The organism is Nostoc sp. UIC 10890 (assembly GCF_054786515.1).
In genome coordinates, this window is sequence record NZ_JBSGKF010000193.1 from 1 (window position 1) to 1037 (window position 1037).

At 42.4% G+C, this 1037-nt stretch carries 1 protein-coding gene; it reads right to left on the bottom strand.

The window, feature by feature from the left end; genetic code table 11:
- Nucleotides 1–1037 (bottom strand): DEAD/DEAH box helicase (locus ACWATR_RS40350; RefSeq protein ID WP_460346088.1); only part of this gene is annotated, 1037 nt, incomplete at both ends.

The window sequence follows — 1037 nt, forward strand, 5'->3', positions numbered from 1 at the left end:
AAGCAGAAGAAAGCCATTTGTTGCGAATGGCAGATACGATGGCCGACTCATTTTCAGATTCAAATTTGGGAATTACACCCGCCAACTCACAGAGCCGCTTCCAGCCAATCGCACGATTCTTCTTGTACAACATAGGAAGCGGCATTTCATAAAACTCCACAAAATTCCTCAGATTTAAGGGTAGTGTGGTTTGGTTCTGATACGATTGTATTTTTTGAATGAGCTGATTTTGATTTAGAGAAGTTGCGGCTATTATATTGTTCAGGATAACCTCTTTTGCCTTTTTTTCTAAAACTATTGAGCAACCCAATGGCAAATGTGGGAAATGGTCTTCTATCTCCTTTTTTACCGGCGTAGATGTTTTTCCAATCAATGCCCGAAATTTATTCTCGAAATTGTACTCCGGTCTGGCATTGCCCACGAAATCCAATACCGTTAACCCTTCCTTTCCTTCTGCCAACCGCAATCCTCTTCCAAATTGCTGTAAAAACACCGTTAGACTTTCTGTTGGCCTCAAAAATAAAACGGTATCTATCTCCGGTATATCCACCCCCTCATTGAAGATGTCCACCACAAACAAATAGTTGATTTCCCTTTTTTGAAGTTTTTGTTTCAATTCATCACGATCCTGCGCATTCGCACTTGATAAATAAGCGGCTTTCAAATTCGCCAATACAAACTTTTCCGCCATAAACTTAGCATGTTCTATGGTCACACAAAAACCCAACGCCCTCACCTCGGTATGGTCCTTTGTGTACCGCTCCAATGCCCTGATGATCTCCGCTACCCTCCGGTTATTTCCTGTATATACCCTGCTTAATTCACTGGGCAAGTACCGACCTTTTTCCCAAGCTATATGGGTCAAATCCACACTGTCTGACAAGCCAAAATACTGAAATGGACAAAGTAATTTTCGATTCAAAGCCTCAGGCAAACGGATTTCCGCTGCGATGCGGTAGTGAAAATCCTCCTTGATATCGCCCCCATCTAAGCGCTCAGGCGTTGCCGTTAATCCTAATAATACTTTTGGTTGGAAG